Origin of the sequence: Pseudomonas silensiensis (assembly GCF_050434865.1) — a bacterium.
Classification (GTDB): domain Bacteria; phylum Pseudomonadota; class Gammaproteobacteria; order Pseudomonadales; family Pseudomonadaceae; genus Aquipseudomonas; species Aquipseudomonas fluorescens_W.
Genome location: NZ_JBNDJH010000012.1, coordinates 163,444 through 186,471 on the forward strand (window position 1 = coordinate 163,444; position 23,028 = coordinate 186,471).

The 23,028-nt window shown below is 60.1% G+C and carries 22 protein-coding genes; 14 read left to right on the forward strand and 8 right to left on the reverse strand.

The genetic code is table 11. The features are described from left to right. Positions 1 to 22: 22 nt before the first annotated feature. From QF010_RS18625 to dinG, 3 genes are all read right to left on the reverse strand, one after another. Positions 23 to 1,168 carry a serine hydrolase domain-containing protein gene (locus tag QF010_RS18625; protein WP_429533656.1) on the reverse strand — a complete coding sequence of 382 codons (1,146 nt, stop codon included), beginning with the start codon at positions 1,166 to 1,168 and terminating at the stop codon, positions 23 to 25. A 140-nt stretch (positions 1,169 to 1,308) separates the two neighbouring features. Next, the gene (locus QF010_RS18630; RefSeq protein ID WP_033059004.1) at positions 1,309 to 3,831 is read right to left on the reverse strand and encodes a beta-galactosidase; all 2,523 of its coding nucleotides are present in this window, start codon (positions 3,829 to 3,831) and stop codon (positions 1,309 to 1,311) included. Between the two features lie 95 nt (positions 3,832 to 3,926). Next, positions 3,927 to 6,071, reverse strand: a complete 2,145-nt coding sequence (gene dinG / locus QF010_RS18635; RefSeq protein ID WP_008153901.1) for an ATP-dependent DNA helicase DinG — start codon at positions 6,069 to 6,071, stop codon at positions 3,927 to 3,929. A gap of 99 nt (positions 6,072 to 6,170) precedes the next feature. Between dinG and QF010_RS18640 the strand changes: the two genes are divergently transcribed. Next, on the forward strand, positions 6,171 to 6,635 hold the full coding sequence (locus tag QF010_RS18640; RefSeq protein ID WP_033059001.1) for a CopD family protein: 465 nt from the start codon (positions 6,171 to 6,173) through the stop codon (positions 6,633 to 6,635). A 193-nt stretch (positions 6,636 to 6,828) separates the two neighbouring features. Here the strand turns inward: QF010_RS18640 and QF010_RS18645 are convergent, their stop codons facing one another. The 4 genes from QF010_RS18645 to QF010_RS18660 form a co-directional block, all read right to left on the reverse strand. After that, entirely contained in the window at positions 6,829 to 7,587 is a 759-nt protein-coding gene (locus QF010_RS18645) for a collagen-like triple helix repeat-containing protein (RefSeq protein WP_429533657.1), read from the reverse strand. Beyond that, positions 7,580 to 7,858 carry a DUF1145 domain-containing protein gene (locus QF010_RS18650; protein WP_033058998.1) on the reverse strand — a complete coding sequence of 93 codons (279 nt, stop codon included), beginning with the start codon at positions 7,856 to 7,858 and terminating at the stop codon, positions 7,580 to 7,582. Before QF010_RS18650 ends, QF010_RS18645 begins: the two co-directional genes overlap by 8 nt. A 148-nt stretch (positions 7,859 to 8,006) precedes the next feature. Next, positions 8,007 to 8,723 carry a PA1041 family peptidoglycan-binding anchor lipoprotein gene (locus tag QF010_RS18655; protein ID WP_429533658.1) on the reverse strand — a complete coding sequence of 239 codons (717 nt, stop codon included), beginning with the start codon at positions 8,721 to 8,723 and terminating at the stop codon, positions 8,007 to 8,009. Between the two features lie 90 nt (positions 8,724 to 8,813). Then, entirely contained in the window at positions 8,814 to 9,509 is a 696-nt protein-coding gene (locus QF010_RS18660) for a PA1041 family peptidoglycan-binding anchor lipoprotein (protein ID WP_033058994.1), read from the reverse strand. A gap of 191 nt (positions 9,510 to 9,700) precedes the next feature. Between QF010_RS18660 and QF010_RS18665 the strand changes: the two genes are divergently transcribed. The 4 genes from QF010_RS18665 to QF010_RS18680 are packed head-to-tail and all read left to right on the forward strand — an operon-like array spanning position 9,701 to position 11,424. Further along, positions 9,701 to 10,198, forward strand: a complete 498-nt coding sequence (locus tag QF010_RS18665; RefSeq protein ID WP_429512041.1) for a DUF6231 family protein — start codon at positions 9,701 to 9,703, stop codon at positions 10,196 to 10,198. A 4-nt stretch (positions 10,199 to 10,202) separates the two neighbouring features. Further along, positions 10,203 to 10,679 carry a YchJ family protein gene (locus QF010_RS18670; protein ID WP_033058991.1) on the forward strand — a complete coding sequence of 159 codons (477 nt, stop codon included), beginning with the start codon at positions 10,203 to 10,205 and terminating at the stop codon, positions 10,677 to 10,679. A 44-nt stretch (positions 10,680 to 10,723) separates the two neighbouring features. Then, a complete protein-coding gene (locus tag QF010_RS18675) occupies positions 10,724 to 11,218 on the forward strand; it encodes an LEA/WHy family protein (protein WP_429533659.1) in 495 nt (164 codons plus the stop codon). Then, complete coding sequence (locus tag QF010_RS18680; RefSeq protein WP_007906737.1) at positions 11,215 to 11,424, forward strand: SEC-C metal-binding domain-containing protein; 210 nt, start codon at positions 11,215 to 11,217, stop codon at positions 11,422 to 11,424. The genes QF010_RS18675 and QF010_RS18680 overlap by 4 nt, the downstream gene beginning before the upstream one ends. A 43-nt stretch (positions 11,425 to 11,467) precedes the next feature. On the opposite strand, the gene QF010_RS18685 is transcribed toward QF010_RS18680, so the two are convergent. Continuing rightward, positions 11,468 to 12,016, reverse strand: coding sequence for a cysteine hydrolase family protein (locus tag QF010_RS18685; RefSeq protein WP_429533671.1), 549 nt, complete (start codon positions 12,014 to 12,016; stop codon positions 11,468 to 11,470). A 146-nt stretch (positions 12,017 to 12,162) separates the two neighbouring features. On the opposite strand from QF010_RS18685, the gene QF010_RS18690 reads away from it, so the two are divergent. From QF010_RS18690 to QF010_RS18730, 9 genes are all read left to right on the forward strand, one after another. After that, the gene (locus QF010_RS18690; protein ID WP_033058985.1) at positions 12,163 to 12,807 is read left to right on the forward strand and encodes a glutathione binding-like protein; all 645 of its coding nucleotides are present in this window, start codon (positions 12,163 to 12,165) and stop codon (positions 12,805 to 12,807) included. A 209-nt stretch (positions 12,808 to 13,016) separates the two neighbouring features. Continuing rightward, positions 13,017 to 15,467 (forward strand): penicillin acylase family protein, encoded by a 2,451-nt coding sequence (locus tag QF010_RS18695; RefSeq protein WP_429533660.1) that lies wholly within the window; start codon positions 13,017 to 13,019, stop codon positions 15,465 to 15,467. Positions 15,468 to 15,755: 288 nt separating this feature from the next. After that, positions 15,756 to 16,790: a ligase-associated DNA damage response exonuclease gene (locus QF010_RS18700; RefSeq protein ID WP_429533661.1), complete on the forward strand. Its 1,035-nt coding sequence runs from the start codon at positions 15,756 to 15,758 to the stop codon at positions 16,788 to 16,790. Then, a complete protein-coding gene (locus tag QF010_RS18705) occupies positions 16,787 to 18,475 on the forward strand; it encodes an ATP-dependent DNA ligase (protein ID WP_429533662.1) in 1,689 nt (562 codons plus the stop codon). Before QF010_RS18700 ends, QF010_RS18705 begins: the two co-directional genes overlap by 4 nt. Positions 18,476 to 18,785: 310 nt before the next feature. Beyond that, positions 18,786 to 19,568, forward strand: coding sequence for a transporter substrate-binding domain-containing protein (locus QF010_RS18710; RefSeq protein WP_033058977.1), 783 nt, complete (start codon positions 18,786 to 18,788; stop codon positions 19,566 to 19,568). A gap of 56 nt (positions 19,569 to 19,624) precedes the next feature. After that, positions 19,625 to 20,353: an ABC transporter permease gene (locus QF010_RS18715; RefSeq protein WP_033058975.1), complete on the forward strand. Its 729-nt coding sequence runs from the start codon at positions 19,625 to 19,627 to the stop codon at positions 20,351 to 20,353. Further along, a complete protein-coding gene (locus QF010_RS18720; RefSeq protein WP_429533663.1) occupies positions 20,350 to 21,060 on the forward strand; it encodes an ABC transporter permease in 711 nt (236 codons plus the stop codon). The genes QF010_RS18715 and QF010_RS18720 overlap by 4 nt, the downstream gene beginning before the upstream one ends. Before the next feature lie 24 nt (positions 21,061 to 21,084). Further along, a complete protein-coding gene (locus tag QF010_RS18725; RefSeq protein ID WP_033058971.1) occupies positions 21,085 to 22,203 on the forward strand; it encodes a succinylglutamate desuccinylase/aspartoacylase family protein in 1,119 nt (372 codons plus the stop codon). Between the two features lie 13 nt (positions 22,204 to 22,216). Beyond that, positions 22,217 to 22,981 carry an ABC transporter ATP-binding protein gene (locus QF010_RS18730; RefSeq protein ID WP_429533664.1) on the forward strand — a complete coding sequence of 255 codons (765 nt, stop codon included), beginning with the start codon at positions 22,217 to 22,219 and terminating at the stop codon, positions 22,979 to 22,981. The last annotated feature ends 47 nt before the right edge of the window (positions 22,982 to 23,028 follow it).

Below are 23,028 nucleotides of genomic sequence, written 5' to 3' on the forward strand. Positions count from 1 at the left end.
CCCTGGAACCCCTGAGCGCGTTTTACAGACAAGTGGCCAGTGCGCGCACAAGCTTTTGCGCGCGCGGATCCATCAAGACGTACGGCCCCAGGGTATTTGTCACAAAGCCGAAGGCCACATCGTGTTCCGGGTCGGCAAAACCGGTGGAACCGCCCGCACCCGGATGACCGAACGCACGAGGGCCGAGGCCGTAGGTGGCGTTGGGGACGTCCGGTTGATCGAGCATGCAACCCAGGCCGAAACGGGTCCGGGTCAGTAAAGTCTTGTCCTCGCCGACGCTGTGCTCGCGCGTCATTTCGTCGAGCATTTCGCTTTCCAGCAAGCTGCCGTCGAGCAAACCGGCGTAGAACCCGGCCAGGCTGCGGGCATTGCCGTGACCATTGGCGGCGGGCTGCTGCATGCGCCGCCACTCGGGTTTGTTGGTGCTGGTCATGATCGACGGCGGGTTGGTGAACGCCCTTGTGGTCATGGCCGTCGGCTCGCGCAGGGTCACTTGCAGCAAGCGCTGGGCGGCGGCATCGCCAACATTGCCCTTGCCACGGGCGATGTGCGCCACGCGATGGAACTCCTGGTCCGCCAGGCCGACGTGGAAATCCAGCCCCAAAGGCTTCGCGACCCGCGCCACGATGGACTCACCCGGCCCACGACCGTCAGCACGACGCAGCAACTCACCGACCAGCCAGCCATAGGTGATCGCGGCGTAACCGTGACCGACGCCCGGCGTCCACCACGGTTCTTCGGCGGCCAAGGCATCAACCATGGTTTGCCAGTCGTAAAGGGCTTCCGGGGCCAACATCTCACGCAGTGCCGGCAGACCGGCCTGATGGCAAAGCAATTGACGCAGCGTCACGGACTCTTTGCCGGCGGCAGCGAACTCGGGCCAGTAGCGGGCAACCGGGGCATCCAGTTGCAGCTTGCCTTCGGCTACCAGTTGCAGGGCGGTCACCGCGGTAAAAGTCTTGGTGCAGGAGAACAGATTGGCGATGGTGTCGCTGTGCCAGGCTTCGGTGCCATCCTTGTCAGCGCTACCGGCCCAAAGATCGACCACGGTTTCACCGCCAATCTGGATGCACAACGCTGCGCCACGTTCCTGTGGATCGTCGAACAGCGCCGCGAAAGCCTCACGCACCGCTTCGAACTTCAGCTCGTAAAAACCCTGAATCTGCACCCGCAACTCCCCGGATATAAAGCTCTACAAAGTGGCCCGCATTGTTCCAGCCCTAGCGGGTTTTGGGAACTGTGGCGGGCTGGGCGGTCGCCATACCGCCCGGCGAAAAACACTCAGAAATTCAACGTACCTGTCAGCACTCAGTGGCCATTGCCGGAATGCCCACCCGCATGGCCAGCGCCCTGCCCTGCGCCTTTGCCAGCCTCGCCTTTTTTGCCGCCCACCGCTTCGTGACCGGTTTTATCCGCTTCAGCCTTGGCCTTCTCGGCCTCTTTTCCGAGCTGATCGACGGTCTGCAAATTGCTCTTGCGAACGCTATCGACGAAACCCTGGAACGGCAGATCGGTAATGCCCACCAGGCCAAAGTGCCCGTTCTCGCCATCCAGCAGACGACCGGTGACCGGTTGATCAAGGTATTGGAACCAGTGCACGCCAACGATCGACGGTTCGCTCATCGCCTGTTTGAGAAAATTGGCGTAAGCCGGGCCACGGTCTTCTTCCTTTGCCAATTGCGTCACGCCGCCCCAGAACGGGCCACGATCGGCCGAGCCGAAGTTGAACTCGGTGATCAGCACCGGTTTGTCCAGGCTGCGCAGCTTGGCGAAGTCGTAACCGTCCTGCGGTTGCAGGGTGTACATGTTGAAGCTCAACACGTCGCAATACTGCGCGCAGGACTCAACTGCTTCCGGGGTGCTGATGGCAAACCGGCCGCCCAGCAACAGCTGATTCGGCGCGTGCCACTTGAGCGAATCGGAGAGGGTCTTGAAGTACGTGTCGGCGAAAACCTTCTGGAAGTATTTGAAGTCGGCTTCGATTTCCGGGTGTTCGGCGCTTGGCAGCGGCGGCACGAAGCCTGGGTCTTCCATCAATTCCCAGGCCGGCAAATCAATGCCCCAGGCTTTGGAAAGGCCCGCCTGATTGCGGTACTTGTCCCGCAATTGCTTGAGGAATGCGCGCTTGGCCGGCACGTCGGTGGTCATTTTCAAGGTGCCGTAGGCCAAGGCGTAACGGGCTTTCGGGTCGTCGCCCGGACCGGCCCAGGCCAATTCGTTGTCGGCAAAGTAGCCGATCAGCCATGGATCATCGCGATGGTCGCGCGCGGCGATGGCCACGGCACGTTCGGTGGCCATGGCGAAACGCGGGTCAAACGGGTCGGGCATGCCGCCCCACCAGTCGGTGCCGGTGCTGATACTGGCGTAATCGCCGACGATCGACAGTGGCAAGGTGTACGGCACGCGATCAGCGCTGGCCAACGCTGGGGCGCTCCAGTTGCCGATGGTGTTGAAGCCCCAGGCTTGCAGGCGATCAAGGGTGTGGCTGGCCCAGCGCTGTTCATCAACCACCGCTTTGCAGGGTTCGGCAGGTGTTTGCTCCGCTGCTTTCGCGGCGGTCGCTTCAACGGCGCCGGTCTTGGCGGCTTCGGCGACACCGGATTCGGCCGTCGAAGGCGCAACAGGTTGCTCAGTGGCCTTCTCGGCCGTTGCCTCAATGGCGTCGGCCTTGGCGGCTTCAGCGACACCCGCTTTGGTGTCGCTGCCCTGGGCGCAAGGCGCGCCATACAGACGCTGCAAGTTGGCGCCATAGAAGTCGTACCAACGACCGGCATTGTAGCCTCGGCCCTGATCGACACCGTTGCCGCCCCGGTTGTCGCCTTCGCCATAGTGGCTGGCCAGCGGCTCGTCGGGTTTGGGCAGCGATTCAAACATCCACTCGCGGCCGGCGACGTAGGTCTGGTCGACGTCCGGGGTGACGGTGTTAACCCCAAGCGAATAGAACGGATGCCCTTCCGGGGTCACCAGGTACCAGCGACCGTCGCGTTTTTCGGTGCGGAAAAAGCCGCTGGCCTTGAATGCCGGGCCTTTGTTCCAGCCACCGAACTTGTCCAGGGACGACTTCTCGCGCTCGGCCAGCCAGGTTTTCAGTTGCTGATGTTCCTTGGCGGCGGCGCTTTTCAGTTGCTCGTCGCTGCTGACTTTCTCTGGCCATTTGGCCCGGGTCGACTGGCCGTAAGCGTCCACAAGGCCGCCAAAAGCCGCTTGAGTCGCCGCATCGCCGTCCTGCACGCCAAAGCGCTCAAGCAGAATGCTCTGGGCGACTTTCGGCTGATCCATCGACAAGGTCACCGACACCACCTGGCTGCGCTCCAGCTCACCGGCGCTGCTGGCCAGCAATACGCGCTGCCCCTCAAACGTCATCGGCATTGGTGGGCCGGCTTTCAGGCCCAGGCTCAATGGCGTAAAGGCCTGCAGCGGCACCAACAAGGTTTGCGCAGGGCCGGCCGGCAAGTCGACGCGGCTGACCAACGTCTTGCCGTCGTTGCTCTGGATTTTCACGTACAGGGTCACAGCCCAGTTCATTGCGCTCTGAATCCGCAAACTCATGAAGCCCGACTGCGACCAGTCCCAGGCGCCCGTCTGCGGGGTCAGGCGCAAGGTTGGTTGTGCCACCGGGTTGAACGTCACCCGACGCAGCACTTCGCCTTCGGCCGTTTGCTCGGCGTTGGATTGCGGCAGGCTGGCGTCCTGAGTCGCCACCTGGACCACATCGGCGGGGCGCACAAAGTTGAACAGCGTCTGTTGGCCGGCAGGGGCCGCCAGCAAAGGGGCTGCAAACATCAGAGTGAAAACGGCAGGTAACGAACGGCGCAGCGAACGGCGAATCATGAGAACGAAAATCTCCCTAACGACCCAGATGGGCCAGTGGAAAAGCGATGGCAGAGAGATAGACAACGCGGTGGGCAAATTTGCCCACCGGTGTATCAGGAAATTTCACGACGGAAAGGTGGCAACGCATTGAGGATTGCTTTGCCATAACGCTGGGTGACCAAGCGTCGATCGAGCAAGGTGATGGTGCCGCGGTCTTCTTCGGTACGCAGCAAGCGACCGCAGGCCTGGACCAGCTTCAGCGAAGCATCCGGCACGGAGATTTCCATGAACGGATTGCCTCCCCGAGCCTCGATCCACTCGGCCAGCGCCGCTTCGACCGGATCATCGGGCACCGAGAACGGAATCTTCGCGATCACCACGTGCTCGCAGTAAGCACCGGGCAAGTCGACCCCTTCGGCGAAACTCGCCAGGCCGAACAACACACTGGAATCCCCGCCATCGACCCGCGCCTTGTGCTTGTTCAGGGTTTCCTGTTTCGACAGGTTGCCTTGAATGAACACTTGCTTGCGCCAGTCACGATCAAGGCCGTCGAACACGTCCTGCATCTGTTTGCGCGAGGAGAACAGCACCAGGGTGCCGCGCGAACCTTCCACCAAGGCCGGCAAATCACGGATGATCGCTGCGGTGTGGGCCGGCGCATCACGCGGATCGGCCTTCAGGTCCGGCACTCGCAGCACGCCAGCGTCAGCATGATGAAACGGGCTTGGAACCACTGCGGTCACAGCTTTTTTCGGCAGGCCGGCGCGCATGCGGAAGCGGTCGAAGGTGCCGAGCGCGGTCAGGGTTGCGGAGGTCACCAGCGCGCCGTAGGCCACATTCCACAGGTTGCGACGGAGCATTTCCGCCGCGAGGATCGGGCTGGCGTTGACCTCGATGTCGAACAGCGAGCCGCTTTCGGCCAGGGTCAGCCAGCGGGCCATTGGCGGGTTGTCTTCCGGGTCTTCAGCGGTGAAAGCGACCCACAATTCCCAGTTGCCCGAAGAGCGGGACAACAGGCTGCCGAACAGCGGGTACCATTCTTCAGCCTGGTTGCTGGCGATGCCGATGTTGACCTCGCCGTCCATGCCTTCCTTGAGCAGTTCGGTGAGCCGGGTGAACAGGTCAGTCAGACGGGCAAAGCCCTTCTTCAACTCGACGCCCATTTCGCGCATGTGCTCGGGAATCACCCCGCCGACGAAGCGGTGACGCGGCCGCTCGCGACCTTCGACGTCTTCACCGGGTTTGAAATCGGCAACCTGTTCGCAAGCGCTGAACATGAATTGCTGCTGGGTTTTGATTTCCCGTGCCAGTTCCGGCACCTGCTCGATCAACTTGCCCAGATCGCCCGGCAGCGGATGCTGGGCCAGCAATTTGGTGAGGTTCTTGGCGGTGGTTTCCAGCCAGTCAGCGGTAGAACGCAGACGCGTGTAATGGGCGAAATGGCCGATGGCCTTGTCCGGCAGGTGGTGGCCTTCGTCGAACACGTAGATGGTGTCGCGCGGGTCCGGCAGCACGGCGCCGCCGCCCAGCGCCAGGTCGGCCAGGACCATGTCGTGGTTGGTGACGATCACGTCAACCTTACCCATGCCTTCGCGAGCCTTGTAGAAGGCGCACTGGCCGAAGTTCGGGCAATGACGGTTAGTGCACTGGCTGTGATCGGTGGTCAGACGCGCCCAGTCAGCATCTTCCAGGGCGGTGGACCAACTGTCGCGGTCGCCGTCCCACTTATTGCCGGCGAGTTTCTCGATCATGCTGGTGAACAGCTTCTGACTGGCCTCGTCGACCTCGATCTTGAAGCCTTCTTCTTCAAACAACTGAGCCGTGGCGGTTTGCGCGTGACCTTCCTGGAGCAACATGTCGAGCTTGGACAGGCACATGTAGCGCCCGCGCCCTTTGGCCAGGGCGAAGCTGAAATTCAGCCCGCTGTTGCGCATCAGGTCAGGCAAATCCTTGTAGACGATCTGCTCTTGCAGGGCGACGGTGGCCGTGGCGATCACCAGGCGTTTGCCGGCAGCTTTCGCCGTCGGGATCGCCGCCAGGCTGTAAGCCACGGTCTTGCCGGTACCGGTGCCGGCTTCCACCGCGACAATCGCGGGGTCGCCACTGCGCCGACCTTCGTCGTCGGTGTCGATGTCACCGAGGACCTTGGCAATTTCGGCGATCATCAGGCGTTGGCCGTAGCGCGGCTTGAGGCTCTTGGCTTCGAGAAAACGCGAGTAGGCGCCCTGGATCGTGGTTTTGAGTTCAGTGCTGATCATGGATTGTCGGGCGCAAAAAACGCTGGATAAATTTTCAGTGGTTCGGTTCGGCCGCTATCATACCCCGCTAATTAATCCCGCGCAGAACGGAGTACCCCAATGACACCTTTTGGCATCGTTTACACCCTGCATGTCCTGTCCGCCCTGGTGTGGGTCGGCGGCATGTTTTTCGCCTGGATGGTCTTGCGCCCTGCGGCGATGAAGGCGTTGGAGGGCCCTGCCCGGTTGAAGTTGTGGGTGGAAGTGTTTCAAGGTTTTTTCCGCTGGGTCTGGGTCGCAGTGGTGCTGTTGCCCGTCAGCGGTGTGGGCATGATTCATTTTCAGTACAGCGGTTTTGAAGCAGCGCCGCGGTATGTGCAGGTGATGATGGGGTTGTACGTGGTGATGACGGCGCTGTTTATCCGGATTCAGGCGTTGTTGTTACCGGAATTGCGTACGGCAGTGGCGGCGCAGGACTGGCCGACCGGGGCTGCGACGCTTGGGAAAATTCGCAAGTTGGTGGGGGTTAATCTGATTGTCGGGTTGGTGCTGGTGGCGATTGCTGCGGCGCGGCCGATGTTTTAGATCTTGGAGCACAAGATCTACATCCCCCCCTCACCCTAACCCTCTCCCCGAGGGGCGAGGGGACTGACTGAGGTGTTCTTTGGAAATATTGCGACCTGAAAGATCGAGTCGAACTCAGGCTTTGAAAAGCAAGGAGATCGGCTCCCTTTCCCCCTCTCCCCACTGGGGAGAGGGTTGGGGTGAGGGGTGGATCTTATAAACGCTGAACAGTCACCGAACCCGCCGCACCGGCAGGCCCCGGCTGACCGTCAGCGCCAGGGCGGCCGCTCTTGCCGCCATCGGCCTTGTAGACGAAGCAGCCCTTGGCCTTGCCACCTGCGCCCGGTTTACCGCCAGGCCCGGCCACACCACCGTCACCGCCAGCCACCTGAACCTTGATCAGTTCCGCCGGGAAATCACGCGGTACTTCCAGACGAACGAGTGCACCCGGAGCGCCCGGCTGACCATCGCTACCATCACTGCCATCGGCACCACGACCGGCCTGGCCCCAGGTGCAACCCGGTGCCTGACCGTTGGCCCCATCGAGACCGACGAAACCCGGTGCGCCCGGGCCGCCGCGAGCGTCCACCAACAATTGCGGCGCACTCAGTGCCTTGATCTGCAAGTTCAGGTTACGCCCGGAGCGGGCAGCCTTGAGGTAAGTCCCCGGTGCGCCGCGAGCCGTGATCTGGCTGCCTTCCGACAACTGCGCACGAATGACCTTCAGTTCAAGCGGCTGTTCGCCGGGTACGATGGCGATCCGCGCTTCACGACCCAGACGCAATTCACCGACGGATACCTCGGTCACATTCGAGGGAATCAACAACGTGCCGTAGTCGGCCACTTCCAGGCGTTCCAGTTGCAAGGTGCTGGCGGTGTTGGGCAAACGCATCAGCGAGTTGGTTTCGACGCTCACCACCTGGGCGCAGGCCAACGGGCTGATGAGTGCAGCGAGCAGACAGAGTTTACGCATGGGAAGCCTTAGGCGCGGTCGGAGCCGGAATGGTTTGCAGGTGATAAACGCCGAAAAAAAGAATCTTCAGGCGATCAAGCCAAGGGTGGGCGCGACCTCTGAGGCTGCGGAAACAGAACACCGCCTCAAGAAGATGAAGGCATGCCAGCAGGCCGCCGGCCAGATCGACCAGCAGATGCAGAGGATTGACGAACGGCGTGAGCTGGTTGACCAGCACCACCAGCCAGAACAGCAGGGTCAACAACTTCCCCAGCCACCAAAACACGTTCATACGCTCCCCCGCTGAGAATTATTCTTTGCGCGCACAGTACCGGCTTCCACGCGGGATAAGCCAGAGGGCAACGGAAAATTCTTCGTGAAGACCGCCGAATGGCCACCGGACTGACTTCAATTGTCGTCCGACGGCTCTATCACGGGGCTCAGCGATTGACGTGCAACTCCACCCGACGGTTTTTCGCCCGTCCTTCTTCCGTTTCGTTATCGGCCACCGGCTGACTTTGGCCCTTGCCCTCGCTGGTGAGCTTGTTCGGCGCCAGGCCCTGACTCAACAGGTAGGCCGCCACGCTGCTGGCGCGACGTTCCGAGAGTGCCTGGTTATAGGTGTCCGAGCCGACGCTGTCGGTATGACCGATCACTTTGATGCTCACCACATCGTCGCTCTGCAGTTTGGGCATCAGCGAATCCAGCTTGCTCTGCGCGGCAGGGGTCAGTTCGGATTGGTTGAAGGCAAACAGTACGTCGCCCGCGTCGCTCAGGGTGATGACCTCCGATTGCACAGGTTCAGGTTTCACGCTGGCCGGGTATTGCGGCAATGGGCAACCATGATGTTCGACGGGGGTATTGGCCGGCGTATCAGGGCAGCGATCGCGTCGATCGAAAACACCATCGTCGTCTTCGTCGCCATCCTGGGCGTAACAGATCAAGCCACCGGTCAAGATACCAAGCGCCGCCCCACCGGCCGCCCAACTGCCACTTTCGAGAGCGCCCAGACCGCCACCGACCAGGCCACCGATCACGCTGCAGATTGGCCAGGTTCGTTGATTGAGGGGGGCGGTGCCATCGCTGTGCGTAGCGCAACCGGTCAACAGGCTGCCCAGCAGCACAACCGGCAAGACGGTCCGTGTGAAAACACTCATGGTGGAAGCTCCTGTGTTACCGGCCAATGCCGGTCACACAGGAGTAAAGACCCGCATCCGCGACTGCACAAGCCGCGGAGTACGAGGGGTTTAGCGGTTGATTTTGATTTCCGTGCGACGGTTCATCGCGCGGCCGTCAGCGGTTTTGTTATCGGCGACCGGCTGGCTTTCACCGGCACCGGTAACAGACACGAATTCGCTACGGGGTACACCTTGGGAAATCAGGTATTCAACCACCGAGTGCGCACGACGATCCGACAGTTTCTGGTTATAGGTATCGCTGCCCACGCTGTCGGTGTGACCGGTTACAGTCAGTTGGGCGTTAGGCGCTTCCCCTTTCAAGCGAGTGGCGATTTTATCGAGTACCAGTTTGTCGGCAGGGGTCAGTGTGGCCTTGTCGAACTGGAAGTGAACATCGCGAATGACAATGACTTCTTCTTTAACCACGGCCGCTTCTTCGACCACTGGCGCAGGCACCGGTGGAGGGCAACCATCGGCATCGACGCGCACGCCTCTAGGTGTACCCGGGCACTTGTCGCGGCTATCCGGCACGCCATCGCCGTCTTCGTCGCCATCCCCGTGAACCCAGCAATAGGCCGCAGCCGTGCCACCGATGAGCAGCGCGCCATACCCCGCCCACGACGAACTCTCGGTCGCGCCGAGACCTGCACCCACGACACCACCGACCGCCGCACAGGTCGGCCAGTCGGTTTTCTGCAAACCTGCGCAACCAGTCAACACACTGGTTAGCAGAACCAAGGGTAATGCTGTGCGAACTATGCTCATCTAGTTTTCTCCTGAGGGGATCGGCTTAAAACCGATTCAGGTAGTAAAGACCCGAGTTTTAATCTCCGCCAGCAATAGGCCATTGCAGTTTTGTCCCGTGTTCACGGTAGATCGACGCTTTTAGGACGAATCAGCTCTAGGCCCGGCCCTTTGAGCAGGCTAGTCTTGGCAGCTCTGATTGAGGATCTTCGATGATTGCAGGTATTTCTTCGCGCACGCCCCAGCAGGCGTTGGCCGCTTTGCTTGATCGTTATGCCCCTGCGCGCCTGTTGCTGATTGGCGCCAGCGAGTTCCCCGCGCTTGAGGCCTTCAAGCTGGCGCACCCGGACACTTGTGTGGCCCATGCGGCACCCGGAGCGTTGCCGGCCGATCTGGCGGCGCGCCGGTTTGATCTGGCGCTGGTGGTCGATTGCCTCGAACACTTGCCCAAACGCGATGGCCTGAACCTGCTGGGCGGGATCCGCAACCTCAACGCCAGTCGCATCGCGGTGCTGGCGGACTTGCCGGCCAGCGGCTGGCAGGAGACCGATTTTTTCTCCCTGGCCCTGCAAGCCAGCGAACGCTTCCAGCGCGACGATCAAGTGCTGACCCTGTTCACCTATGATCTGCTTGACTACAAACAAGTCCCCGACTGGCTCAACTCACGGTTCTGGGCCAATCCGGAAAACTTCGGGAAATATTGGTGGTAACGCAATGAGTACATCCATTTGCCCCTGCGGCAGCGGCATCCCGCTTGATGCCTGCTGCGGTCATTACCATGCCGGCCATCCGGCGCCGTGTGCCGAAGCCTTGATGCGTTCGCGCTACAGCGCCTATGTGCTGGGGCTGATCGATTATCTGGTGGCGACCACCCTGCCCGCACAACAGGCAGGCCTCGATCGACAGTCCATCAGTGACTGGAGTGCCCAAAGCACCTGGCTGGGCCTTGAAGTGGAAAGCTCCGAAGTCTTGGGCGGTCAGCCGGAACATGCCTTCGTGACCTTTACCGCGCGCTGGCACGACGGCAGCGGTGAGCACAGCCACCGCGAACGCTCGTCGTTCGTGCAGAACGCCGGCCGCTGGTACTTCATCGACCCCACCGTACAACTCAAGGCCGGACGCAATGATGCGTGCCCTTGCACCAGCGGACAGAAATTCAAAAAGTGTTGTGCGGGTTATTTCAGCAGTTGAGGTAATCGCAAGCGACTAGACTGGGCATCAAAGGGAGTCACTCCATGTTCAGTCAGCGGCGCGTCTTTCAAGCCTTCACCCTGCTCCTGTTTCTGGGCCTCGGTGGCTGTGCGTCCTGGTTCGGCGACGATGAACCGGAACCGCAGGTGCATCTGGTCAAGGTCGAAGTCGTCCAGGCCAAACTGATGCAGCAACGATTCCTGCTGCACTTTCGCATCGACAACCCCAACGACAGTGACCTGACGGTGCGGGGCATCGAGTACCGTATTCACTTGGGCGACATGCTGCTGACCGAAGGTGAGCACGAACACTGGTTCACCGTCGGCCCCAAACGCAGTGCCTACTTCAAAGTGCCGATCCGCACCAACCTGTGGCCCAAGGTGCGGGATCTGGTGAAACTGCTGAAAAAACCCAATCAGCCCATTCCCTATCGTCTGGAAGGTGAACTGGAAACCGGTTTATTCATCGCGCACTACGTGCACCTGGCGCGCAATGGCGTGATAATCCCCGCCGATTTAATTCCGGAGCAAAACCGATGACCCAGCAACCCCATGTCCATGGCCCTGACTGCAACCACGATCATGACCATCACGACCACCATGATCACGACCATGGCCATGTCCACGGCCCCAACTGCGGCCACGCCCACCAGGAACCGGTGCGCAACGCCCTGAAAGACGTCGGCCGCAACGACCCTTGCCCCTGCGGCAACGGCAAGAAATTCAAGAAGTGCCACGGCGCATAAAGCGTTGAAGCACTGCTCTGTAGGAGCGAGCCATCGCTCTCTCCTACAGAATCTGCGCAGTGCTGACGACCGTCGCATACTCGCCATGCAGATTGCCCAACGACATCGCATGCACTTCTTCAGCTGAATGGGCATTGCCAAAATAATCGGCCTTGTCGAAGGTAAAACACGCATCCTCCACAACCCACGTTTCAAACCCCAGATTACCGGCCGTTCGCGCCGTGGATTCCACCGAGTTATTGGTCGCTACGCCGACAATGATCAACTGATCGATCCCCGCCTCTCGCAAACTTTTCTCAAGCCCCGTCGCACAAAACGCATCCGGCACCTGCTTTTGAACAAGCTGCTCACCGGTCTGAGGCTGAAACCGCTCCTGAAATTCCACCCCTGATTGCTGCGGCCAGAACACCGAGTCCGGTGAACGGGACAGGTGCTGCACATGAATGATCGGTCGCCCGGTTCGACGCCAATGCGCTAGCAAATCGAGGATTCGCTGCTCGGCCTGAGGATTATTCCGGCGACCGAGTTTGGGGTGCAGGATGCCTTTTTGTTGATCGATGATGATCAGCGCCGCGTTTGTTTTGAGCTCCATGCCGGTTTTTCTCATGCGGGGTCATTGAATTCCCCGCACTTCAGCATCACCTGTTCCTACAGGCAAGCTATCGAACGCAAACAGGACGACCTGATGCCGGCGTTTGCTGTGCGCAAGTAACGACATCTTTTGATTTGGAGTACTCCATGATCGACCTGTATTACTGGACCACCCCCAACGGCCACAAAATCTCGATATTCCTGGAAGAAGCCGGCCTGCCGTACAACGTGTATCCGATCAACATCAGCCAGAATGAGCAGTTCCAGCCTCACTTTCTAAAAATCTCCCCGAACAACAGAATCCCGGCCATCGTCGATCTCGAGCCAGTCGATGGCGGCGAGCCTTTATCACTGTTCGAGTCCGGGGCGATTTTGCTGTACCTGGCAGAGAAAACCGGCAAATTCCTGCCCAAAGACCTGCGTGGTCGCCAGCAAACGCTGCAATGGTTGTTCTGGCAGATGGGTGGCCTGGGGCCAATGGCCGGGCAGAATCATCACTTCAGCCAGTTCGCGCCGGAGAAAATCCCTTACGCGATCAAGCGCTACATCGATGAAACCGCCCGCCTCTACGGCGTACTCGACAAGCAGCTGGCCGATAAAGACTTCGTCGCCGGCAGCGAATACAGCATTGCCGACATGGCGATCTACCCGTGGATCGTTTCCCACAAATGGCAGAGCCAGAACCTGGAAAACTTCCCCAACGTGCTGCGCTGGTTCAACCACATCCAGAGCCGTCCGGCGACGGTGAAGGCGTATGCCCTCGCGGCCAAGGTCAATCCACCTAAATCCTGATGCAAGATCAAAAGATCGCAGCCTCGTTTCACTCGACAGCTCCTACAGGGAATGCAAAACCGTGTAGGAGCTGTCGAGTGAAACGAGGCTGCGATCTTTTTGCGTTCCACAGACAAATCCTGAAATAACCTGATACCCCGCTTGCGCGGCCACCTCCTGCTCACTAACGTAGCGCCTTTAATGACGCTACCCCCCGCAGGAGCTTTGCCATGGCCTCGCCAGCCCTTACACATTTTCTTCCCCGGTTCGGCGTTGCCGCAGCAGTGGCCGGTGTTTTGAGCCTGACCGGTTGTCAGACCTGGAACACCCAGGACACCCTCCCGCCGACCACCGGTGTGCAGCCGCTCAAGGGCCTGGCGCAGAACGTTTCGGTACGCCGCAATGCCATGGGCATGCCGTTGATCGAAAGCAACACCTTCCACGACGCGCTGTTCACCCTGGGTTACGTCCACGCCACCGACCGCATCACGCAAATGGTCACCCTGCGCCTGTTGGCTCAGGGTCGCTTGTCGGAGATGTCCGGCTCGGATCTGCTCGACGCTGACCGCTACATGCGCGCCGTCAATCTGAAGAAAAGCGCCGACGAGCTGTACAAGGCGTCTTCGCCGCGCCTCAAACGCTTCTTCGAAGTGTATGCCCGCGGCGTCAACGCCTACCTGTTCCGCTATCGCGACAAGCTGCCGGCGGACCTCGCGGCCACCGGCTACAAACCTGAATACTGGAAGCCGGAAGATTCAGCGCTGATTTTCAGCCTGCTGAACTTCAGCCAATCGGCCAACCTGCCGGAAGAGATTGCCTCGCTGATGCTGGCCCAGACCGTCAGCACCGACAAACTCCCGTGGCTGACACCGTCCGCTCCCGATGAAAAACTGCCGCTGGCCGAAGCCGAAAAACTTCAGGGCATCAAGCTAAACGGGCAAATCCCGGGCCTGGCCGAGATCAGCAAAGCCACGAGCCAACTGTCCGATCTGAATCTGCTGGGCGCCACCTCGTCGAACAACTGGGCGATTGGCCCGCAACGCAGCCGCAGTGGCAAAAGCCTGCTGGCCAGCGACAGCCATGGCCCACTGGGCGTGCCGTCATTATTCAGTTACGTGCAGATCCGCACGTCGAAGTACCAGGCCTCTGGCGTAACCATTGCCGGTTTGCCGATGGTGCTCGGCGGTTTCAACGGCAAAGTGGCCTGGAGCATGACCACCGTCATGGGCGACAACCAGGACCTGTTCCTGGAAAAAATCAAACGCCAGGGCAATGGTCTTTCCTACGAGGTCGGCGGCAAATGGCAGCCGGCGATCGTGCGAAACGAAACCTACTTCGTCAAAGGCCAGCGGCCGATTCGCGAAGTGGTGTACGAAACCCGCCATGGCCCGCTGCTCAACAGTGCCCAAGGCACGACGCTGGCCAACGGTTTCGGCCTGGCCTTGCAGACGCCGAACTTCACCGATGACAAGACCCTGGATGCGTTTTTCGACCTGTCCCGCGCCCAGACCGTCGAGAAAGCCTCGGACGCCAGCCGTGAAATCCGCGCCATCGCGCTGAACCTGGTATTTGCCGACGCCAGCAACATCGGCTGGCAAGTCACCGGTCGCTTCCCGAACCGTCGCGAAGGCGAAGGCCTGCTGCCGTCGCCGGGCTGGGAAGGTCGTTACGATTGGGATGGTTACGCCGACCCGATGCTCCATCCCTATGACCAGGATCCGGCCCAAGGTTGGCTCGGCACTGCCAACCAGCGAGTCATTCCCCATGGCTACGGCATGCAGCTATCCAATTCATGGTCGGCGCCGGAGCGTGGCGAACGCCTGGCCGAACTGGCAGGCGTGGGCAAACACGACACACGCAGCCTGATCGCCATGCAATACGACCAGACCACGACCTTCGCTGCCAAGCTGAAGAAAATGTTTGAAGCGCCGGGCATGTCGCAACCGCTCAAGCAGGCCATTGAAGCGTTGCCTGTGACGGATCGTGGCAAGGCTCGCGAGGCGTATACCCGCCTGATGGCCTTCGACGGCAAACTCAGCCCGACCTCCGCCGATGCAGCGATTTACGAATTGTTCCTGCAGCAAAGCACCCAGCAAATCTTCCTCGACGAACTGGGCCCGGAAAGCAGCCCGGCGTGGAAAGCCTTTATCGCCAACGGTAAGTTGTCCTACGCAGCCCAGGCCGATCACCTGCTGGGTCGTGAGGACAGTCCGTTCTGGGATGACGCTCGCACACCGCAGAAAGAAGACAAACCGGCGATCCTCGCTCGCAGTCTGGCAGCCGCGATCAGCGCGGGCGACAGCCAGTTGGGCGGCGATCACAAAGCCTGGCAATGGGGCAAGCTGCACCGCTACGAATGGAAAAACGCCAGTGGCCAGACGGTGCGCGGTCCGCTTGCAGCTGGCGGCGACCACACCACGCTGAATACCGCAGCATTCGCCTGGGGTCAGGATTTCTACACCACCCTCGCGCCGGCCATGCGCTTTATCGTCGACTTCGGCCAGGCGGAACCGCTGATGGGGCAGAACGGTACCGGGCAATCCGGTAATCCGGCGAGTCCGAACTACCTCGACAGCATTGATCCGTGGCTGAAGGGGCAGTACATGAGCTTGCCAATGCAGCCGCAGAACTTTGACAAGGCGTATGGGAAGACGCGGTTGACGCTGACTCCAGGCAAATAAGAGATCGTCTTTGAGATCCACCCCTCACCCCAACCCTCTCCCCACAGGGGAGAGGGGGGAAAGGGAGCCGACTTGTATCGTTTCCAAAACCTGAGTTCGACTCGATATCTCAGGTCGATGCAACTCTAAAAAACAACTCGGTCAGCCCCCTCTACCCCTTGGGGAGAGGGCTGGGGTGAGGGGTGGATTTTCAACTCGCCGCAAATCTTCCCCCCTGCGAAAAAACAATAGAACTTCTAGCCTCGCGCAAACCTCATAGCTAACAAGTCCCTCGATTTTGGTAACAACATGGATCTTGTTATCGCACGCCCTGAAGGTTTGTACTGCCCGGCCGGAGATTTCTACATCGACCCGTGGCGGCCGGTCGAGCGTTCAGTCATCACCCACGCTCACGGCGATCATGCCCGCACCGGCAATCAGCATTATCTGGCGGCCGCTCCCGGCGAAGGGATTTTGCGTGCGCGATTGGGCCAGGACATCAACCTGCAAACCCTGCCCTATGGTCAACCCCTGACCCACCATGGCGTCACCTTGAGTTTTCACCCCGCCGGCCACGTCCTCGGCTCGGCACAGGTGCGTCTGGAATACGGCGGCGAAGTCTGGGTCGCCTCGGGCGATTACAAGATCGAGCCCGACGGCACCTGCGCGCCGTTCGAACCGGTGCGCTGCAATACCTTCATCACTGAATCGACCTTCGGCCTGCCGATTTATCGCTGGCAACCCCAGGCGCACGTCTTTGCCGAGATCAATCAGTGGTGGCAAGCCAATGCCGCCGCCGACAAAACCAGCGTGTTGTTCTGCTATGCGTTCGGCAAGGCGCAGCGAATTCTCCACGGTATCGATGCCAGCATCGGCCCCATTCTGGTGCATGGCGCCGTGGAACCGCTCAATCAGGTTTATCGCGACGGTGGTATTTATTTACCGCCAACGATCTATGCCGGTGAGGTAAAAAAGAGCGACCCCATGATGCGCAAGGCGTTGGTCCTGGCCCCGCCTTCGGCTGGCGGCAGTACCTGGATGCGTCGCTTCGATGACTACAGCGACGGTTTCGCCAGCGGCTGGATGCGTTTGCGTGGCACACGGCGGCGACGTGGCGTGGATCGTGGCTTTGTACTGTCTGACCACGCCGACTGGCCAGGCCTGCTCTGGGCCATCGAACAGACCGGTGCTGAGCGGGTGATCGTTACCCACGGTTCGGTCGGGGTACTGGTGCGCCATCTGCGCGAACAGGGTCTCGATGCCATGAGTTTCAGCACCGAGTACGGCGACGATGAGGAAGAAAACGCAGCCGTCGAACCCGAGAGCGCCGAGGTGCTGCCATGAGGGCGTTCGCCGAGTTGTACGCCAAACTCGATGCCACGACGTCGAGCAACGCCAAACTGGCGGCGATGCAACACTACTTCGCCGAGGCCGCGCCGGAAGATGCCGCATGGGCTGTTTACTTTTTGTCCGGCGGACGGCCTCGGCAACTGGTGCCGGTGCGCATCCTGCGAGAGTTGGCGGTGGGGATCTCCGGCCTCGCGCCGTGGCTGTTCGAAGAGAGTTATCAGGCGGTCGGCGATCTGGCGGAAACCATTTCGCTGGTGCTGCCCGAAGCGCTTCACAGCTCTACCGATGGGCTGGCAGTGTGGATTGAAGACAAACTGCTGCCGCTGCGCGGTGAAACCCCGCAAGTCCTCGCCGAGCAACTGCCTGCTCTGTGGTCGCAACTGGACCGTCAGAGCCTGATGCTGTGCATCAAATTGATCACCGGCAGTTTCCGTGTTGGCGTCTCCAAGTTGCTGGTCACCCGCGCCTTGGCGGCCATGGCCGGGCTCGACAGCAAACGCGTCGCCCAGCGACTGGTGGGTTACACCGACCTGTCCAACCGCCCGAACGCGTCGGCTTATTTGAGGTTGATCGCCGCCGAATCGTCTGCCGAGCATGCCCAACGGGGCGGTCAGCCCTACCCGTTTTTCCTCGCTCACGCGCTATCACAACCCGTTGAACAATTTGAAGCCCTGCTCGGCCCGGCCAGCGATTGGCAAGTGGAATGGAAGTGGGATGGCATTCGCGCCCAGGTGGTCAAACGCGACGGGCGACTGTGGATCTGGTCGCGAGGCGAAGAGCTGGTGACCGAGCGCTTCCCCGAACTCGACAGTCTGGTTCACTGCTTGCCCGATGGTACGGTGATCGACGGCGAAATCGTCGCCTGGAAAACCGAACAACCCTCCACCGAGGACGCCTTCAACCCTCATTCCCCGGCTTCGCCCGCGGTAAAGCCTTTCGCGCTGCTGCAACAGCGGATTGGCCGTAAAACCCTGGACAAAAAGATCCTCGAAGAAGTGCCGGTGGTGATCCTCGCCTACGACCTGCTGGAATGGCAGGGTGAAGACTGGCGCAACCAGCCTCAGGCCACGCGTCGCACTCAACTGGAGCACGTCGTCAGCCGCTGTAACAACCCGGCGTTACTCGCCTCACCGGTGCTCACCGGCGAAGACTGGTTCGACCTCGCCCGACAACGGCAAGCCTCCCGCAAGCTCGGTGTCGAAGGCATGATGCTCAAGGCCCGGGATGCGTTGTATGGCGTCGGGCGGACCAAGAACATGGGCGTCTGGTGGAAATGGAAAGTCGACCCGTTCAGCGTCGACGCGGTGCTGATTTATGCGCAACGCGGCCATGGTCGTCGCGCCAGTCTCTACAGCGATTACACCTTCGCCGTGTGGGACGGGCCGCCTGACGCGAGCGAACGCACGCTGGTGCCGTTCGCCAAGGCGTATTCGGGGCTGACAGATGAAGAAATGCGCCAGGTCGACAGCATCGTGCGAAAGACCACCGTAGAGAAATTCGGGCCGGTGAGCAGCGTGACGCCGAGCCTGGTGTTTGAACTGGGATTTGAGGGCATCGCCCTGTCCAAACGACACAAGAGCGGGATTGCGGTGCGGTTTCCGAGGATGTTGCGCTGGCGGCAGGATAAGTCGGTCGAAGAAGCGGACAACCTCGCAACTTTGCAGAATTTATTAGGCTGACCCAATTCCCTGTGGGAGTGAGCCTGCTCGCGATAGCGGTGTGTCAGTCGACATAAATGTTACTGAACCACCGCTATCGCGAGCAGGCTCACTCCCACAGGGTTTTGTGCGTTCCTGATTCAAGTTGGTGCGGCTATATTCCGGCGCCCGTTTTCGTGCACAAATCCCTCCTTGCCATTTCTTGAATCACCTTTTAAAACACTTGTTCGGGACTCTGGTTCGGAAATTGCTACTTTCATAGGGTCTTACGCTTTCCAGTAACAATAATTCTGCGCCACAAGCGCTCATATTGGTTTTTAGGGATTGAATAATGAAAAAAGCATTGCTGACCCTTTCTGCACTGGCGTTGTGCATGGCAGCCGGTTCCGCGCTGGCCAAGGAATACAAGGAATTGCGTTTTGGCGTTGACCCTTCCTACGCCCCGTTTGAGTCGAAAGCGGCTGACGGTAGCCTGGTAGGCTTCGACATCGATCTGGGTAACGCGATCTGCGCCGAACTGAAGGTCAAGTGCAAATGGGTCGAAAGCGATTTCGACGGCATGATTCCGGGCCTGAAGGCCAATAAATTCGACGGTGTGATCTCTTCGATGACCGTCACCGAAGCCCGCGAAAAAGTCATCGACTTCTCCAGCGAACTGTTCTCCGGCCCAACCGCCTACGTGTTCAAGAAAGGTTCTGGCGTGACTGAAGACGTCGCCTCGCTCAAGGGCAAGACCGTGGGCTACGAACAAGGCACCATCCAGGAAGCCTATGCCAAAGCCGTTTTGGACAAGGCAGGCGTTAAAACCCAGGCCTACGCCAACCAGGATCAGGTCTATGCCGACTTGACTTCCGGTCGTCTCGACGCAGGGATTCAGGACATGCTGCAAGCCGAACTGGGCTTCCTGAAGTCGCCACAGGGTGCCGATTACGATGTCAGCAAGCCAGTCGACAACGCTTTGCTGCCGGCCAAAACGGCTGTCGGTATTAAGAAAGGTAACACCGAGCTGAAAGCGCTTTTGGATAAAGGTATCAAAGCGTTACACGATGATGGCAAATACGCCGAGATTCAAAAGAAACACTTTGGCGATCTGAATCTGTACAGCGGCAAATAATGCCCGGCGCCCATCTCGCGATGGGCGCTTTTTTTATCCGATCAGGTTGCTGATTTATGTTCGAAAACCTATTACAAAATCTGGGGCTCTCAGCCTTCAGCCTCAAGGGCTTCGGTCCGTTGCTGATGGAAGGCACCTGGATGACCATCAAATTATCGGCGTTGTCGCTCTTGGTGGCCGTCTTGCTCGGCCTGCTCGGCGCCAGCGCCAAGCTGTCCAAAGTCAAACTGGTGCGCGTGCCGGCGCAGGTCTACACCACGCTGATTCGCGGCGTGCCGGATCTGGTGCTGATGCTGTTGATTTTCTACAGCCTGCAAACCTGGCTGACGTCGTTTACCGACTTCATGGAATGGGAATACATCGAGATCAACCCGTTCAGCGCCGGGGTCATCACCCTGGGCTTCATCTATGGCGCGTACTTCACCGAGACCTTCCGTGGCGCGATACTCGCAGTCCCGCGCGGTCAGGTCGAAGCCGCAACCGCGTATGGCCTCAAGCGTGGCCAGCGTTTCTGGATCGTGGTGTTCCCACAAATGATGCGTTTTGCCCTGCCGGGGATCGGCAATAACTGGATGGTGATGCTCAAGGCCACTGCGCTGGTGTCGATCATCGGCCTCGCCGACCTGGTCAAAGCCGCTCAGGACGCCGGCAAAAGCACCTATCAACTGTTCTATTTCCTGGTGCTGGCCGCGGTGATTTACCTGCTGATTACCAGCGCTTCCAACTTCGTCCTGCGCTGGCTCGAACGCCGTTACGCTGCCGGTTCCCGGGAGGCCGTACGATGATCGAACTCTTGCAGGAATACTGGAAACCCTTCCTTTATACCGACGGCCAGAACATCACCGGCCTGGCCATGACCCTGTGGCTGCTCAGCGCGTCGATCTTCATCGGTTTCCTGGTGTCGATCCCACTGTCCATCGCCCGGGTGTCGCCGCACTTCTACATCCGCTGGCCGGTGCAGTTCTACACCTATCTGTTTCGCGGGACGCCGCTGTATATCCAGTTGCTGATTTGCTACACCGGCATCTACAGCCTGGCCGCCATCCGCGCACAACCGGTACTGGATGCGTTCTTTCGCGATGCGATGAACTGCACGATCCTGGCCTTCGCCCTGAATACCTGCGCCTACACCACGGAGATTTTCGCCGGGGCGATTCGCAGCATGGCGCACGGTGAGGTCGAAGCAGCCAAGGCTTACGGTCTGACAGGCTGGAAGCTGTATGCCTACGTGATCATGCCTTCGGCCCTGCGTCGTTCGTTGCCTTATTACAGCAACGAAGTGATTTTGATGCTGCACTCAACCACCGTGGCCTTCACCGCGACCATCCCGGACATCTTGAAAGTCGCGCGGGACGCCAACTCGGCGACCTTCCTGACTTTCCAGTCGTTCGGTATCGCTGCGCTGATCTACCTGACCGTTACCTTTGCGCTGGTCGGCCTGTTCCGCCTCGCCGAACGCCGATGGCTGGCCTTCCTCGGGCCGACCCACTAGGACCCGCTTTAGGGATAAAGAGACATGCGCCACCAGATTCATGACCTGCTGGCCCCGCTGCCGGGGACCGCTCGACAGATTCACAGCTTTCACTTCGGCCCATCATCGGCCAAAGGCAAAATTTACATCCAGTCGTCCCTGCATGCCGACGAAATGCCGGGCATGCTGGTTGCCTGGCACCTCAAGCAACGCCTGGCGGAACTCGAAGCCGCCGGCCGTCTGCGCAGCGAAATCGTGCTGGTGCCGGTGGCCAACCCGGTCGGCCTCGAACAAGTGCTGATGGATGTGCCGCTGGGCCGTTACGACCTCGAAAGCGGGCAGAACTTCAATCGCTGGTTCGTCGATCTGAGCGAAGCCGTCGGCAACGAGATCGAAGGCCTGCTCGGCGACGATCCGCAGCACAACCTCGAACTGATTCGCAGCAGCCTGCGCAATGCCCTCGCTCAGCAGACGGCCAGCACGCAACTGCAATCCCAGCGCCTGGCGCTGCAACGGCTGGCCTGCGATGCCGACATGGTGCTGGACCTGCATTGCGATTTCGAGGCGGTCGCCCACCTTTACACCACGCCCGAGGCGTGGCCGCAGGTCGAGCCACTGGCGCGGTACATCGGCGCAGAAGCTAGTCTGCTGGCCACCGATTCTGGGGGTCAGTCATTCGATGAATGCTTCACCCTGCTCTGGTGGCAGTTGAAGGAACGCTTCGGCGAACACTTCGATATTCCGCTGGGCAGCTTCTCGGTCACCGTCGAATTGCGCGGTCAGGGCGACGTCAATCATCCATTGGCCAGCCTCGATTGCCAGGCACTGATCGATTACCTGATTCATTTCGGCGCCATTGCTGGCGAACCCGCGTCGCTGCCCGAGCTGCCCTACCCGGCCACGCCGCTGGCCGGCGTTGAACCGGTGGCAACTCCGGTCGGCGGGCTGCTGGTATTCACCGCGCTGCCAGGTGAATACCTCGAGGCCGGGCAACTGATCGCTGAAATCATCGACCCGATCCTTGACTGCGTCACCCCCGTTCATTGCACCGTCGCCGGGTTGATGTACGCCCGTTCGCTACGGCGCATGGCCACTGCCGGCATGGTGATCGCCCACGTTGCGGGCACCGAAGCCTATCGCAGCGGCTACCTACTTTCGCCTTGAGGATGCATGCCCCATGTACAAACTGACCATTGAAGGCCTGCATAAAAGCTATGGCGAACATGAAGTACTCAAAGGCGTTTCGCTCAAGGCCAACACCGGCGACGTCATCAGCCTGATCGGCGCCAGCGGCTCGGGAAAAAGTACCTTCCTGCGTTGCATCAACTTTCTCGAACAGCCCAATGACGGCGCCATGAGCCTGGACGGCCAGAACATCCGCATGATCAAGGATCGCCATGGCATGCACGTGGCCGACCCCGATGAACTGCAAAAAATCCGCACCCGCCTGGCCATGGTGTTCCAGCACTTCAACCTGTGGAGCCACATGACCGTGCTGGAAAACATCACCATGGCCCCGCGCCGGGTGCTGGGCTGCAGCAAACAGGAAGCCGAAGACCGCGCACGGCGCTACCTCGACAAGGTCGGGCTGGCGGCGCGCGTGGCGGATCAATACCCGGCGTTTCTTTCCGGTGGCCAGCAGCAACGGGTTGCCATCGCTCGGGCGTTGGCCATGGAACCAGAAGTCATGCTGTTCGACGAACCGACCTCGGCACTCGATCCCGAACTGGTGGGTGAGGTGCTCAGGGTGATCCAGGGCCTGGCAGAAGAAGGCCGGACCATGATCATGGTGACCCACGAAATGAGCTTCGCTCGCAAAGTATCAAGTCAGGTGTTGTTCCTGCACAAAGGGTTGGTGGAGGAAGAAGGCGCACCGGACGACGTGCTGGGCAACCCGAAAAGTGAGCGGTTGAAGCAGTTCCTGAGCGGCAACCTGAAATAGCCTCACTTCCCGCCTCTACAACGAAATATGGCCAGTCAGCTGACGTC

What these genes read in the sequence shown, in the direction of transcription:
- QF010_RS18640 (WP_033059001.1), top strand. Translation starts at nt 6,171, where the DNA reads ATGACACCTTTTGGCATCGTTTACACCCTGCATGTCCTGTCCGCCCTG.
- QF010_RS18650 (WP_033058998.1), bottom strand. Translation starts at nt 7,858, where the DNA reads ATGAACGTGTTTTGGTGGCTGGGGAAGTTGTTGACCCTGCTGTTCTGG.
- QF010_RS18675 (WP_429533659.1), top strand. Translation starts at nt 10,724, where the DNA reads ATGTTCAGTCAGCGGCGCGTCTTTCAAGCCTTCACCCTGCTCCTGTTT.
- QF010_RS18665 (WP_429512041.1), top strand. Translation starts at nt 9,701, where the DNA reads ATGATTGCAGGTATTTCTTCGCGCACGCCCCAGCAGGCGTTGGCCGCT.
- QF010_RS18720 (WP_429533663.1), top strand. Translation starts at nt 20,350, where the DNA reads ATGATCGAACTCTTGCAGGAATACTGGAAACCCTTCCTTTATACCGAC.
- QF010_RS18645 (WP_429533657.1), bottom strand. Translation starts at nt 7,587, where the DNA reads ATGCGTAAACTCTGTCTGCTCGCTGCACTCATCAGCCCGTTGGCCTGC.
- QF010_RS18685 (WP_429533671.1), bottom strand. Translation starts at nt 12,016, where the DNA reads ATGGAGCTCAAAACAAACGCGGCGCTGATCATCATCGATCAACAAAAA.
- QF010_RS18700 (WP_429533661.1), top strand. Translation starts at nt 15,756, where the DNA reads ATGGATCTTGTTATCGCACGCCCTGAAGGTTTGTACTGCCCGGCCGGA.
- QF010_RS18710 (WP_033058977.1), top strand. Translation starts at nt 18,786, where the DNA reads ATGAAAAAAGCATTGCTGACCCTTTCTGCACTGGCGTTGTGCATGGCA.
- dinG (WP_008153901.1), bottom strand. Translation starts at nt 6,071, where the DNA reads ATGATCAGCACTGAACTCAAAACCACGATCCAGGGCGCCTACTCGCGT.
- QF010_RS18695 (WP_429533660.1), top strand. Translation starts at nt 13,017, where the DNA reads ATGGCCTCGCCAGCCCTTACACATTTTCTTCCCCGGTTCGGCGTTGCC.
- QF010_RS18660 (WP_033058994.1), bottom strand. Translation starts at nt 9,509, where the DNA reads ATGAGCATAGTTCGCACAGCATTACCCTTGGTTCTGCTAACCAGTGTG.
- QF010_RS18705 (WP_429533662.1), top strand. Translation starts at nt 16,787, where the DNA reads ATGAGGGCGTTCGCCGAGTTGTACGCCAAACTCGATGCCACGACGTCG.
- QF010_RS18630 (WP_033059004.1), bottom strand. Translation starts at nt 3,831, where the DNA reads ATGATTCGCCGTTCGCTGCGCCGTTCGTTACCTGCCGTTTTCACTCTG.
- QF010_RS18680 (WP_007906737.1), top strand. Translation starts at nt 11,215, where the DNA reads ATGACCCAGCAACCCCATGTCCATGGCCCTGACTGCAACCACGATCAT.
- QF010_RS18730 (WP_429533664.1), top strand. Translation starts at nt 22,217, where the DNA reads ATGTACAAACTGACCATTGAAGGCCTGCATAAAAGCTATGGCGAACAT.
- QF010_RS18715 (WP_033058975.1), top strand. Translation starts at nt 19,625, where the DNA reads ATGTTCGAAAACCTATTACAAAATCTGGGGCTCTCAGCCTTCAGCCTC.
- QF010_RS18670 (WP_033058991.1), top strand. Translation starts at nt 10,203, where the DNA reads ATGAGTACATCCATTTGCCCCTGCGGCAGCGGCATCCCGCTTGATGCC.
- QF010_RS18655 (WP_429533658.1), bottom strand. Translation starts at nt 8,723, where the DNA reads ATGAGTGTTTTCACACGGACCGTCTTGCCGGTTGTGCTGCTGGGCAGC.
- QF010_RS18725 (WP_033058971.1), top strand. Translation starts at nt 21,085, where the DNA reads ATGCGCCACCAGATTCATGACCTGCTGGCCCCGCTGCCGGGGACCGCT.
- QF010_RS18690 (WP_033058985.1), top strand. Translation starts at nt 12,163, where the DNA reads ATGATCGACCTGTATTACTGGACCACCCCCAACGGCCACAAAATCTCG.